Here is a 12487-nt window from a genome sequence, read left to right as displayed (position 1 = left end):
CTTCACTCGCAGGTGGGCGCGGCCGGGACAGGCTTGCCCATCACCACGTCGGCCGCTGTGGGGAAGCAGCTCACGCAGTTGTCGTTGATCCGGTACAGGCTGGAGGTGCCCTGCCGCTCGACCAGCACGAACCGCACCTCGGCCAGGATCTTCAGATGGTGCGAGACGGTGGACTGGCCCACCCCTGACGCGGCCACGATCTCGCCCACGCTCATCGGCTCGCGCCGCCGGGCCAGCAGCGACACGATCTGGATGCGGGTGGCGTCGGCCAGGGCCTTGAACCAGCTCGCGTACTCCTCGGCCTCCGCCCGCGGCAGAGGCTCCTTCTCCTCATTCATCGTCCATCGACGATATTCGATGAACTGGGAAAGAGGAACCCCGTTGTCGTCCGTGCCGATGGATCAGGAGGCCGGTTCGACGCGTGAATGCTGTGCCTGAAACCAGTCAGTGGCGATGTCGGTCTCTGTGACGCGCCCGATCAGCGTGAGGGCCGAGCTGACGCTCTCATCCATCTCCACGAGATCGTCCGGGCTTCGGCCTCGGTGTTGATGACGATCGTGCGGCCGTCGCGGGCGTGACCGCCACGGTCAGCGTCCGCACGCGATCCGGATGACGTACGGCGACGTTGAGCGCCAGAGCGCCGCCGAACGAAGTCCCCAGCACGTGCGCCTTGTCGATTCCGAGCGCGTCCAGGAATCGTGCGGAATCGAGGGCGACGAGCGGTGACAGTGCGGTGACGGCCGGCGACAAGGAATCCGAGCACGAAGCCCGGCTCGGCCGGGACACCCGGCACGGGGGCGGCTCCGGCGGTGAGGAACGCGCCGCCGGCCTGGAAGCCCACGGCGAACCCGATCACGCGGGCCACCAGGACGCAGGCTCGTGGCGATGCGGGCGCTGAGGTTCTCCCGCGCGCCGCCGGGGGTCGTCACGACGAGCTCGACGTGGTCGCCGGTCTGCGTGAACGACTGCACCTGGTGCTGGCGACGAACATCGACGTCGAGTTCGGCGGCCCGCTCGGTCAGGACGCGTTCGATGTCGCGCTGGTTGATCGCCAGCCCGAGCATCGGGTCGGCGTCGCCCAGGACGTGCAACGGCAACGGCAATGTCGCGAAGTAGAAGCCGGGGAGCGGCTTCGGGATCGCCGATCCGCCGAACCGCTCGTACAGGCCGCGGTCGTCGAGCAGCCGTATGACCTGCCCGCCCAGGCCGTGGGCCTTGTCCGCCTGATCCGGCCGGGGTAGCCGCTCGAGCATCACAGGCCGATGCCGGCCAGCCTGAGCTCGCAGGCCAGGAACAGTCCGACCGGTCCTGCTCCGACGACGACGTCGATCACGCGCCCGCCTGACTTAAGAGATGGATTCATTCCTTGTTGCGCTCAACGTGCAGCCGTGCAACAAGGAACGCAAACCGCTCCCATGGTGGTGGGGGTGAGTGCTGCCGACGGTGACGCCGCCCGGGTCAAACAACGGCGCCGGGGCGTGGAACTCGAGCACGCCGTGCTCTCCGCGGCGTGGGACGAACTGGTCGCGGTCGGCTACGCGAGGCTGACCATGGAGTCCGTCGCCGCGCGGGCACGAACCGGCACCGCCGTGCTCTACCGCCGCCGGGCCAACAAAGGATCAGCTGGTGCTCGCCGCCATCGAGCACTACCGCAACAGCCATCCGGTCGCCGTCCCCGACACCGGCTCGTTGCCCGGCGACCTGCAGGCGCTGCTGACCAGCATGAGCGAGGCCCGCGCCACCTTTTTCGCGATAGCGGCGGCCACCGCGTTCTCGGGTCTGCTCGCCGACGCCGCCCTGACGCCGGCGGAGCTACGCGACCGGATCCTCGGCGGCGCGCCGCTCTCCATCGCCCGGGTCGTATATCGGCGCGCGCACGACCGTGGGGAGATCGACCTGGGAAGCATCCCGCCCGCTGTGCTCGCCATGCCGTTCGACCTGGTGCGCCACGATCTGCTCATGGACCTGAGGCCCTTGGAGCCCGCACGCATCCACTCGATCGTCAACGACCTCTTCATGCCGCCGGCCCAGCGACGAAGCGTGAAGCCCAGACGCAGGTCGCCCACGCCGACCGTCAGATGAGCCTGACAGGCCGTCTCGTACCACGCAATGGACACGACGGGTGGCCGGTCTGACCGGGAGGAACGTTGGCAGCCCAGCTAGGATAGGACTATTTCGTCCCAATATTACAGAATCTTGCGGTGTCTTCGCTGGTCTAGTAGTTCATCGCTGATATTCTGACGGACGATATAGTCCATAAACGGCCGTTCAAAAACTCGCGGCGAGGACTGGATGCAGGGAGGTGCCGGATGAAAGCGATCGTGGTGACTGACCGGCTTGCCGGAACGGCTGGGATGAAGCTGGTAGAGCGGCCCGAACCGCAGGCGGCTAGGCTCGCCAGCCTCTCGGGCGCGAACTACGGCGATGTCGTCGTTGAGGTTCATGCGTCCGGATTCACCTGGGATGAGCTCTCGTGGCCCTCGACCTGGACCGACCGCCTCGGCCGTGACCGGACGCCGTCGATCCCCGGCCACGAACTGGCCGGAGTGGTCAGCGCCCTCGGCTACGGCACGACAGGGCTGTCGGTGGGTCAGCGGGTGTTCGGCCTCACGGACTGGACTCGTGACGGCACGCTGGCGGAGTACGTAGTCGTCGAGGCGCGTAACCTCGCACCGCTCCCGGGCGACGTCGACTTCGCGATAGGCGCGAGCGTCGTGATGTCGGGGCTGACCGCGTGGCAGGGACTGTTCGAGCACGGCCGCCTCCGGGCGGGGCAGAGCGTCCTTGTGCACGGCGCGGCCGGTGCAGTCGGTTCGATGGCGACGCAGCTCGCCCGCGAGGCCGGCGCGTATGTCATCGGCACCGGACGCGATGCCAGCCGGCAGACGGCGCTCGACTTCGGCGCGCAGGAGTTCGTCGACCTTGAGGCCGACGCCCTGGAAGACATCGGTGAAGTCGATCTGGTGTTTGACATCTTCGGCGGAGACATCGGGAACCGATCCGCGGGTCTGGTTCGAGCCGGAGGGACGCTGGTGGCCATCGCCGGCCCGCCCGAGGTACGGCCCACCGACGGCCTGGCGGTCGACTTCGTTGTCGTGCCCGATCGCGGTCAACTGGGTGAGATCGTCCGGCGTGTCCGTGACGGACGAGTGCGGGCGAACATCGGCAACATCGCAACTCTCGACGATGCCGTCGCCGCCTTCAACCTGGCCGAGCGACCCAAGGGAAAGACCGTCATCCGCGTTCGCCCGTGAGGAGCCGGCGACGCGGTCCCCGGGCGGTATATCGGCACGGCGAGCCGCGACGGGTTCGCAACCGGTCCCACCCGGACGTCGGCTCGTGTGACCAGGCCCAAGCATGGCTTTCGCCCTCGTTGCTTGCGGATCGTACGATGTCGTGGCCGATGGACAGGTTGTCGGCATGATCGTCTACCGCACGCAGCGAGGCGATCAACGCGTGACGCTCAGCCACACGGTCGTCGAGCCTGAGCACCGTGGCCGAGGGATCGTAGCCGGCTCGGTCCGAGCAGCGTGGCCCTTGGAACCCTCCTATGCTTCGAACTGGTCGTCGGAGACGATATGGATCGCAGCCTCCTCAGCGGAGGCGCCCGCACGGTCGATGCCGATGTCCTCGGCCCAAAGATCCGATGACGGGTCGTCGGCATCTTGGTTGGCCCAGACGAGCCGCCCTGCCCTCAGATATCCGACTTGGTCGTCGATGAGTTCGCCGTCGGTATCGGACGCATCACCGATCCCGTCACCGAACTCTTCAGCTGCGATGTCGGGAACCTCATGGGCAAGTCTCTCGCTGAAGGGTTCGTGGGTGCGAGCTTCGTCGGCGGTCAGCCCCCAGGCCAGGCTTCCGATGGGGCGATCGGCCGGCAGATAGCCCGGGCCGTCGCCGTCCTCGCCAAGCTCGTCGTCATCGAGACTCTCCTCTGGTGGCAGCAGTCCGGGGACGTCGTCGTCCATTGTTCCTCCTCTGAGCGGGGTGCCTGGTTGACTGGGCCGGGCAAAGTGTCGCGTTCGCGGTGAAGCTCAAACCGCCCTCGATCGGTGTTGTCGATCAGCACCTCGGTCACCGATGCCTGTTCTTCGCCGCTCATCGGTCACCTTTCCAGCGTGGAGGTATGCCGCACCCATGTGCATGCCTACCATCCGGGCTATCCAATCCACGGGTGACGTCCATCTGCTGCCAGCGTACACGTAGATGTCCTATATATGGACCATAAGGTCCCATATGCCTGGCGAGGGTCACTCGGGGCCGCCGCCGATGACGAACGAGGCGAGAAGAGGACATGGAGCCATCACCGGCCGCTCTTGAGGTACGCAAGGACGAGACGAGTCCCCTCCGCGAGGCGCTGTCCGATGGTGGGGGAGTCGGTACCCGTCCCGAAGGGAGCGACCTCGTCGACATCGGCCGCCCAGCCTTCGCCGCCACCCGTACCACGCGAAACACGAACAGCGGGCGCCAACGTCACGGACGATCTGCACGCCACCATCGAGCCTGTGCGTGATCTCGCTGAGATGCGGGAGTTGCTCGGAGACCGGGATCTGCGATCGTCACGGAGCCCCGGGCCGCAGGGTCTGTGGGCAATGGAGCCGGCCGATGACGGCCGGCTCCTCGGCGGCGCGACCCTGCTTTCTTCGGCCCACGCGCTCCCCAGCTTGTGCTGGGGTGGCATCTGGGGCCCGAGGCCCGTGGCCATGGCGCGGCCGGGCAGATCGGCCATGCGCTGGCACGCCAGGCATTTCTTGCCGCCGACGTCGAGGCGACCCGGGATATCGCTGGACGACTCCTATGACCCGGACGGGCTGAACGACTGGTGAACTCGACGACGGCGCCCGACGTCTCCTCGAACTATGGTCGATGGCCGGGCCGAATCGCACGCCGCCAACGTCGGCTCAATCGGCAGACAGGCTCTCGATGTACGCCAGCGCCATGTCGACGGAGGTCGCCATCGGTGTGACATCGCGCGCGGTTTGGGCCAGCATGTATCCGCCCTGGAGAGCGGCGATGAGCCCGGTCGCGAGTTGGTCGATCGGCGCCTCGGCCGGAAGTGTGCCCTTGCTCTGAAGCCTGCGCAACACGCCTGCCAGGAGTTCCTGCCATTCGCTGAAAAGTTGGACCAAGGCCTGGCGCGCGAGCTCGTCCTGATCGGAGACCTCGGAGGCCAGGGTGCCGAGCGCACAGCCGTAGGCACCATGGCGTAGGGCGTTGCTCTGCACCAACGCATCCCGCCAGCGTCGCAGGCCTGGGATCGTCGAGACATGGCCGAGCGCATCGCGCTCACGCTGGATGACGCGTTCTCCCACATGATTGATGACGGCTCGCACGAGCGATTCCTTGCCGTCGAAGTGGTGGTACAGCTGCGACTTGCTCACTCCACTTGCTGCGAGCACGTCGTCGAGCGTGGTATCCCCGACTCCTTTGACGTACATCAGGTCGGCCGCTGCGGCGACGATCCTTGCCCGCGTCTTTGCGCCGCGAGCCGTCAGGCGTCTGCCAGTGTGCGAGTCAGCGGTCGTCATCACGTATTCATGTTACTGATATCGGACTACTCGTTCCCCGTCCTTGCCGGGCTGCCGTCCTCGGCTCCTGAAAAAGGCGCGAGTGCGATGTCGAGCGCGGCGTTGAGCGGCCAAGGGTCTCGTGCGATTTGGCTCAGGGTGCTGCCTCCGTGAAGCGCTGCAAGAATCAGCACGGCAGTTTTCTGGACGTCGATATTCGCTCTCGAGGTCTGCGCGGAAGGGCACAGCGAGTCTCCTGCGGCGCCGGACCGGAGCAACCGGTCCAGCGTCTCTGCAATGAGCGCGCACCAGCGATCGAGTAAATCGGCCCGCTCGGGCAAATCCCCCGATCGCCGCAGCGCCAACACGTACGGTGATTGTGGAGTCATGAGCTCCTTGACGACGCGGCGACGCCAGCGGGCCAGTTTTGCCCGGTCGGTGACGCCAGACAGAGAAGCGCTTTCGCGGGCCAAGACTTCCGCGAAGTGTGTCGTCATCAATCCCTCCCGGCCAGTCGAAATCGCTCACCCATTCTGCCACGTGATGGGACTATATAGTCCAAGAACGGGTTGTGTGGGTACAGGCGTACTCGCGACGTCACCTCTACGTCGCTGACCGCCAACGGCCCGGAGCAGCCAAGGTCATCGGTGGCCGTTGGCTGCTCCGGGGTGCTCGGGGTCGACAAGGTCGGTGTACTCGGGGTTGTGCTCGATGAAGGCGCGTACGACTGGGCACATGATGGTGACGGTCTTGCCTTGCGCGCGCACGTCGTCGAGGACGCGTCTGATGAGCTCGGTGGCAATGCCTTGTTGGCGGTACTCGGGGAACACCGAGGTCGCCAGCAGTACGAGCCGGTCGTCGCCGGCGACGTTGTAGGGCAGCCCGGCGATCTTGCGATCGCTGAGGATGCCCTCGTAGATGCCGGCTTTCTCGTCATTGACAACTGTGAAGTCGAACGCGGGAGCATGGGGATCGTCGATGACCTCGTCGGTGAGGACGGCCTGGTCCTCACCGCGGGTTTCTCTCTTCTTGGGGTGCTCGGAGGCGTAGCGGGTTGGGTCGGTCATGGGGTGCCCCTTCGTTGATCATTCGGCCGCCGGCCAGGGCCGCTCATACGTGTTCTTCTGTGTGCCGAATCCTTCAGGGGCGAACGCGAATGATCGTCTTCCCCTTGATCCGCTCAGTCGGGTTGAAGGCGGCGACCGCATCGTCGAGGGTCGCCACGTTACCGATGTTCGTGCGCAGCCGGCCGTCCCGGACCCGCTGGACGATCTCACCCAGTTGTGCGCGATCAGCTTCGACCACGAAGTCGACCGCCAGACCCTCGGCCGGCTGCGCCTCGGGCGGACCGGCAATGGTCACCAGCATCCCCCCGGAGCGGACCAGGCCCGCGGACCGCCTGCCGATGTCGCCACCGATCACGTCGAAGACCAGATCGACTCCGCCGACGTCTTCCAGGGTGTCGTTGTCCAGGTCGACGAACTCCTGCGCGCCGAAGTCGAGCGCGGTCTGACGGTCGGCGGCACGTCCGGTGCCGATGACGTAGGCGCCGGCCTCCTTGGCGAGCTGAGCCACCATCGAACCCACACCACCGGCCGCACCATGCACGAGAACGCTCTGCCCCACCTCGAAACGGCCGTGTACGAACAGTCCCTGCCACGCGGTCAGGCCCGAGATCGGCAGGCTCGCCCCCACCGTGAAGTCGACGTCGCCCGGCAGCGGCGCGAGGTTACGCGCCTCGACGGCCACGAACTCGGCCAGGGTGCCGTCACGAGTCCATTCCGCGAGCCCGAACACCCGCTGCCCCACCGACAGCCCTCGCGTGCCATAGCCGAGCGCGGTGACCACACCGGCCACCTCGTGGCCGGGGATCGACGGCGTACGGTCCCGGCCGAGGCGATCGGTCCAGGTCCCTGGCCACGTCAGCTCACCGGGGGTGAATCCCGACGCATGAACCTCAACCAGAACATCGTTCCCCGTCGCCTCCGGCCCAGGCCTTTCCGCCAGAGTCATTCCGGCCGTTCCCGCCGCCTCATCCGTTACCACAATGGCCTTCATCGTTACGCCTCTCTCCGTATCAGTCGCTCGCCGACACGAAACTTCGTCTCTTACCCTTGGTGACGCCAGATCTCGTCGTCTTACCCGGCTGAGCGGGACGATCTACGGCGGGAAATGCGGCCCCGTTGCGCTGAGTTCGGCAAGGTGCGGGCGAGGTCTGCTGCATCCGCGGCCATGCACAGAGCTGGCCGAAGACCGCCGAGCATGCGACGGCCTTCGACCGCATGGGTCCGAAATCTGGTCCATATAGTTCACTTAGGGCCAACTCGGCGTGCTTGCGACGGTCCTCGACGTCCTGGAGTGTCGGCTGTGCGGCATGGCCTGCCGCGCGGCGCAGGGTGACGTTCAGTGGCTTCCCGGAAGAGCGCGATGTGCGCGACGGGCTGCGTGTGCGTTGACGCCGGCTGCGACAGGACCCTATGTTGGACTAAATCGTCCGTTATGGGATCGCCGTCGCCGTCGCCGTCGCCGTCGCTGTCGCCGTCGCCGTCGACGCCGACCGTGAGACGCCCACCCACTAGAGACCGTCGAGTCTGGAAGAGAGCACATGGTGACAATCTCCCGTGGCTTCTTCGGCCATCACGATCCGCGTGCCGTTGATCTGCCGCCCGGTCAGCATCTGACCCACGGATTTCCCGTGCTGACGGCTGGGCCGACACAGCTGATTTCGACGGAGGTGTGGAGCTTCACCATCACGCCTGAGAGCGCCAGGCCGAGGCGGTGGAGTTGGAACGAGGTGATGGCCTTGCCCTCCGAGGAGATCAACGTCGATATCCACTGCGTGACCCGGTGGACGAAGCTCGGGACCCACTGGCGGGGCGTGTCGCTCGACACATTCTTCGAGGAGATCGAGACCGACAACGAATTCGCGATGGTGCATTCGTACGGGGGCTACACCACGAACCTCCCCTTGGAGGACCTTGTTGGGGGCAAGGCCTGGATCGTGTACGAGCATGAGGGGAAGCCGCTTCACGTCGAGCACGGTGGTCCGGCCAGGCTACTGGTGCCGCATCTCTACTTCTGGAAGTCCGCGAAGTGGGTGAAGGGCATCACGATGCAGCGCTCCGACGAACCGGGCTTCTGGGAGAACTTCGGCTACCACAACTACGGGAACCCATGGCGCGAGGAGCGCTACGCCGGTGACTGACACGAATACGACCGGGAGTCAGGCCGGGGAGACTCCGCCAGGAGGGAATCACTGGCGCAAAGCAACGCTCATCGGTCTGTACCCGCAGTCCTGGCATTCCCGGACACTCGCTCTAGACGTCCCCGGCTGGACCGGACATCTGCCCGGTCAGCACGTAGACATACGTCTCACAGCGGCGGACGGCTACTCGGCCCAGCGGAGCTACTCGTTGGCGGAGCCTGCCACGTCCAACCGCGTCGCCGTCACCGTCGACCTCCTGCCCCACGGCGAGGTCTCGCCGTATCTGGTGGAGCACATGGAGCTCGGTGACGAGCTCGATGTGCGCGGGCCCATCGGTGGATGGTTCGTCTGGGAGTCGGGTGACCCATCCATCGGGGACGGCCCGGTGCTCCTGATCGCCGGCGGATCAGGGGTGGTGCCGCTGGTCACCATGCTGCGAGCCCGGAAGCGAGCAGGGGATTCGACACCGACGATGCTCGTGTATTCGCTTCGCGGCCCTCGCGACCTCATGTACGGGCCTGAACTGGAAGAGATGTCGGCCGATCTGTCCGCGCCAGGGTCTGCCGAAGTGCGCCTCGTCTACACGCGCAAAGCCCCCTACGAGCACCCCCGTCCCGCCTCACACCTCGCGATCGAGGACCTCGAACCTCCATCCGTGTGGCCGGAACCCTTGGCGGTCCGGGTCTATGTGTGCGGTTCCTCTGGCTTCGTTGACCACGCCGCAGGACTGCTCCACAAGGCGGGATACCCCGACGATCGCATACGCACGGAACGATTTGGACCAACAGGAGTTGATCAATGACCTCAGATCTCTTTCCTCCGGCCGCGCCCGATGGCGGCGCCGAGTCATGCGCGGCCTTGGACGGCAACGCCGCTGCGGGCGATTTCGCCGGGATCCTCGCAAGCGACCCGACCACCGCAACGGTCCGCTGCGGTAGCTGCGGCACCACACAAGCATTCGGACAATTGCAGGCATACCTGGGCGGACCGGGAACTGTGCTGCGCTGTCGCCAGTGTGAGGCGATGGTCGCCCGCGTGGCCAGGACACCACAGGGCACGTGGCTCGACCTCTCGGGCTCCAGCTCATGGTTGTTTCTGCCCACTCCAGGTCCCACCTGACCGCGAGCGCCGGGTGGCCAGCCCGATGGGCTCACCCCTCATCCGTTCGGCTGTGCGTTCTCAAGACATGGGTAGGAGGGGAGAGTCCGTTCCAACAGGAACGTCTAGCCAGGCGCGCGTCACGAGGGTGGATGCGGCCAGGTAAAGGATCGATGAGGGGAAACGGAATGAAGGCAGTGGTCGGGGAGACCGTCGTGGCAGAGGCCGCGAACGAGGCGGTTGTCAGGATGGAGGGAAATGTCTACTTCCCACCGGATTCGGTTGTGGCCGGCGTGCTCCGCGACAGCCCCACGCCCTACACCTGCCCTTGGAAGGGAAGAGCGCAGTATCACGACGTCCTGGTCGGCGAGATGGTGCTCAATGACGGGGCCTGGTCCTACCCGGACGTCAACGAGTCGGCGGTGACCCGTGTAGGCCGCGACTTCAGTGGCTATGTCGCTTTCGACGGGCGCCAGGTTCGGATCGAGATCTGACCGAACACGACGATGACCGAACAGCGCATGCGACAGAGGAACCTTGAAGCCTCGACGAGGTCCACCGGCTTGCGCTAGTGGGATGAGCGCGGCTCGCTGGGTGGTGTCGCCGGCACCGAGAACCCCCCGGTTCGGAGAGGGTTGCGCTGGTCAGCGGAGAGGACCGCCGTACGCCTACAGGAGCTGCGTGATCGTCTCCCATGGCCCAGCGGCTTGGGGGCTTTAGGTGGCCGAGCAGGAGCGTCTTCGCGGCACGGAGCATGATCTTGGATGGGATGCAGCCGTAGTGCGGACACTCCCCGCCGACCAGTTGCTTCTCAAGCGCTGATGCAAGTGGTGAAGAGATCATGTTGCACCTCGATCGTCGAGGCATGGACTATGGAGTCCATCAGAGGAAATCCTGTGTCAGATCGACTCGGCCGCGCGTACTGAGTGGCCTTCGGCGTTACCGCGCTGTTGAGTTGGACGATATAGTCCGATGTAGGTTTGTGCTCCGGATGGACTTGCTAGACATCTCGGTACATGGTGGGGGCAGGAAACTGTCTCGCCAGGCTGCGAGCTCAGTGACTGCCGGAAAGTTCTCCTCCACGCCTGGCACCGATGCGATGCCACTGGGCTGTCCAGTCGAGCCAAGAGCAAGGATGGAGTGATTGTCATGCCGGCACGTACAGCCCTGATCACGGGCGGCACCAGCGGAATCGGGAAGGCGGCCGCGCGGACTCTGCACGAGCGCGGTTACCGCGTCGCTGTCACCGGACATCGTCAGGAGAGCGTCGCTTGGGCGCGGGAGGAGTTGCCCGACGATGTCTTGGTCTTGCAAGCTGACGCACGGTCGCTCTCGGACACTGACCGGGTCGTGTCCGAAGTCGGAGCGCAATTCGGCAATCTGACCACGCTGTTCCTGAACGCCGGCGTGAACCATCCGATGACGCTGGAGGCTTGGGACGAAGCCGCGTACGACGATGTGTTCGCCGTCAACACCAAGGGGGTGTTCTTCACCCTGGTCAAGGCATTGCCGCTGCTGTCCGACGGTGCTTCGGTCATAGTCACCGTAGGGATCGGAGCAACGCGCAGCCTGACCGGTAGCAGCGTCGCCGCCGGGTCCCACGGCGCGATGCTGGCCATGATCCCGACTCTGGCCCTCGAACTCGCGCCGCGCCGCATCCGCATCAACGCGGTCAGCCCGGGAATGACCGACACCCCGATGACGCGGGCCTCGATCCGGACGGAAGCCGAAGACGTCGCAGGGACGATGACGGCGATGGCCGAGCGCAACCCGTTCGGCCGCCTCGGGACGCCGGAAGACGTCGCCGGGACGGTCGCTTTTCTGGCTTCGGACGATGCTGCGTACGTCACCGGGCAAGAGATCGTCGTGTCCGGGGGCGCAGGCTTGGCCATCTGACCGAATCATCGCAAATTGGCAGACCCGTTTCTGCCGGCATCCGGCCTTGCCGCGCGATGCGGTATGTGGCGCCACCGCCCACATGGGCTCGCCAGGCAGGCCGCTCCACTGGGCATTTCTGTCCGCCGTGGTCTCGCTCGGCGCTGTGTTCCGGTGATGGAGTGACTGTCCAACCACTTGGGACGACGGACGACCTCGATCGCCAGCCTCATACTGCTGATAGCGGGTTGTCGGCTGCGCTTGACGATCGTGACAGTCAGGTGGAGCACGTCGCGTGTCCAAGCGAGCAGGCGTCCGGCGTAGCCGCCATCAGCCCAGACCGGCGCGGTGGTGGAGAACGTCTGAAGATGCCTCGACCAGGACATACCCTGCAGGATCTCCGCTGGGCTCGACCGGACGCCTTTCTCCAGACCGCTCCGCGCGACGCGGGCTGTGGCGAAGCCATGGCGATGCTGGACGTCTCTACGGAGTTGCTTGCTGCGGGCGACGACCCGAGCGAGCGGTGCCCGGGCATCCATGCACACCTTCCGGCCTGCGGTCCATGCGCCCAGGACTTGGAGGCCCTGCTGTCGACGCTCACAGGGCCGGCCTCATCTCGGCCGGGCCCGTCGTAGCCGAACAAACTGGACTATAGGGTCGGTAAAATATTGAGATCTTGCAGAATGGCAAGCATTTATATGGACTCTATAGTCCAATACATGGTAGACGGAGGCGTGGTGTCGGGAGCGACTCGACCAGCGCATACACGGCTTGTGCCGCTCTGACGAAAGAGGTTTGC

At 65.7% G+C, this 12487-nt stretch carries 13 protein-coding genes and 4 pseudogenes; 9 read left to right on the top strand and 8 right to left on the bottom strand.

The features are described 5' to 3' along the window. Window positions 1-2 precede the first annotated feature (2 nt). The 3 genes and pseudogenes from ABFX54_RS25130 to ABFX54_RS57030 all read right to left on the bottom strand — a co-directional run. Window positions 3-338 (bottom strand): ArsR/SmtB family transcription factor, encoded by a 336-nt coding sequence (locus ABFX54_RS25130; RefSeq protein ID WP_346108591.1) that lies wholly within the window; start codon window positions 336-338, stop codon window positions 3-5. A gap of 166 nt (window positions 339-504) precedes the next feature. Continuing rightward, window positions 505-792, bottom strand: a pseudogene (locus tag ABFX54_RS25125) (alpha/beta fold hydrolase); the annotation flags it as partial. Window positions 793-947: 155 nt separating this feature from the next. Continuing rightward, window positions 948-1253: pseudogene (locus tag ABFX54_RS57030) on the bottom strand (FAD-dependent monooxygenase); the annotation flags it as partial. A 162-nt stretch (window positions 1254-1415) separates the two neighbouring features. Between ABFX54_RS57030 and ABFX54_RS57025 the strand changes: the two are divergent. The 4 genes and pseudogenes from ABFX54_RS57025 to ABFX54_RS57020 form a co-directional block, all read left to right on the top strand. Then, window positions 1416-1556 (top strand): annotated as a pseudogene (locus ABFX54_RS57025) (TetR family transcriptional regulator); the annotation flags it as partial. Between the two features lie 70 nt (window positions 1557-1626). Next, window positions 1627-2082: a TetR-like C-terminal domain-containing protein gene (locus ABFX54_RS25115; protein WP_346108587.1), complete on the top strand. Its 456-nt coding sequence runs from the start codon at window positions 1627-1629 to the stop codon at window positions 2080-2082. Between the two features lie 227 nt (window positions 2083-2309). Continuing rightward, entirely contained in the window at window positions 2310-3254 is a 945-nt protein-coding gene (locus ABFX54_RS25110; protein ID WP_346108586.1) for an NADP-dependent oxidoreductase, read from the top strand. Window positions 3255-3357: 103 nt separating this feature from the next. Then, a pseudogene (locus ABFX54_RS57020) lies at window positions 3358-3510 on the top strand (GNAT family N-acetyltransferase); the annotation flags it as partial. Between the two features lie 38 nt (window positions 3511-3548). Here ABFX54_RS57020 and ABFX54_RS25105 read toward each other — a convergent pair. The 5 genes from ABFX54_RS25105 to ABFX54_RS25085 all read right to left on the bottom strand — a co-directional run bounded on the left by ABFX54_RS25105 (window position 3549) and on the right by ABFX54_RS25085 (window position 7568). Then, window positions 3549-3971: a DUF5709 domain-containing protein gene (locus tag ABFX54_RS25105; protein ID WP_346108584.1), complete on the bottom strand. Its 423-nt coding sequence runs from the start codon at window positions 3969-3971 to the stop codon at window positions 3549-3551. Window positions 3972-4904: 933 nt separating this feature from the next. Then, complete coding sequence (locus tag ABFX54_RS25100) at window positions 4905-5531, bottom strand: TetR/AcrR family transcriptional regulator (RefSeq protein WP_346108684.1); 627 nt, start codon at window positions 5529-5531, stop codon at window positions 4905-4907. Between the two features lie 26 nt (window positions 5532-5557). Beyond that, window positions 5558-6007, bottom strand: coding sequence for a hypothetical protein (locus ABFX54_RS25095; RefSeq protein WP_346108583.1), 450 nt, complete (start codon window positions 6005-6007; stop codon window positions 5558-5560). Between the two features lie 144 nt (window positions 6008-6151). After that, complete coding sequence (locus ABFX54_RS25090; protein ID WP_346108581.1) at window positions 6152-6577, bottom strand: GNAT family N-acetyltransferase; 426 nt, start codon at window positions 6575-6577, stop codon at window positions 6152-6154. Window positions 6578-6650: 73 nt separating this feature from the next. After that, complete coding sequence (locus tag ABFX54_RS25085) at window positions 6651-7568, bottom strand: NADP-dependent oxidoreductase (protein WP_346108579.1); 918 nt, start codon at window positions 7566-7568, stop codon at window positions 6651-6653. Window positions 7569-8115: 547 nt separating this feature from the next. On the opposite strand from ABFX54_RS25085, the gene ABFX54_RS25080 reads away from it, so the two are divergent. The 5 genes from ABFX54_RS25080 to ABFX54_RS25065 all read left to right on the top strand — a co-directional run bounded on the left by ABFX54_RS25080 (window position 8116) and on the right by ABFX54_RS25065 (window position 11709). After that, window positions 8116-8715 carry a sulfite oxidase-like oxidoreductase gene (locus ABFX54_RS25080; RefSeq protein WP_346108577.1) on the top strand — a complete coding sequence of 200 codons (600 nt, stop codon included), beginning with the start codon at window positions 8116-8118 and terminating at the stop codon, window positions 8713-8715. Continuing rightward, entirely contained in the window at window positions 8708-9517 is an 810-nt protein-coding gene (locus tag ABFX54_RS25075; protein ID WP_346108575.1) for an FAD-binding oxidoreductase, read from the top strand. The genes ABFX54_RS25080 and ABFX54_RS25075 overlap by 8 nt, the downstream gene beginning before the upstream one ends. Further along, on the top strand, window positions 9514-9834 hold the full coding sequence (locus tag ABFX54_RS57015; protein ID WP_428834562.1) for a DUF6510 family protein: 321 nt from the start codon (window positions 9514-9516) through the stop codon (window positions 9832-9834). The genes ABFX54_RS25075 and ABFX54_RS57015 overlap by 4 nt, the downstream gene beginning before the upstream one ends. A 167-nt stretch (window positions 9835-10001) precedes the next feature. After that, window positions 10002-10307: a DUF427 domain-containing protein gene (locus ABFX54_RS25070; RefSeq protein WP_346108573.1), complete on the top strand. Its 306-nt coding sequence runs from the start codon at window positions 10002-10004 to the stop codon at window positions 10305-10307. Between the two features lie 655 nt (window positions 10308-10962). Further along, entirely contained in the window at window positions 10963-11709 is a 747-nt protein-coding gene (locus tag ABFX54_RS25065) for an SDR family oxidoreductase (protein ID WP_346108571.1), read from the top strand. The last annotated feature ends 778 nt before the right edge of the window (window positions 11710-12487 follow it).

The organism is Nonomuraea maheshkhaliensis, assembly GCF_039529435.1.
Classification (GTDB): domain Bacteria; phylum Actinomycetota; class Actinomycetes; order Streptosporangiales; family Streptosporangiaceae; genus Nonomuraea; species Nonomuraea maheshkhaliensis.
The sequence above is the reverse complement of the archived record's forward strand: the minus strand, read 5'-3'. Positions and strand labels throughout refer to the sequence as shown.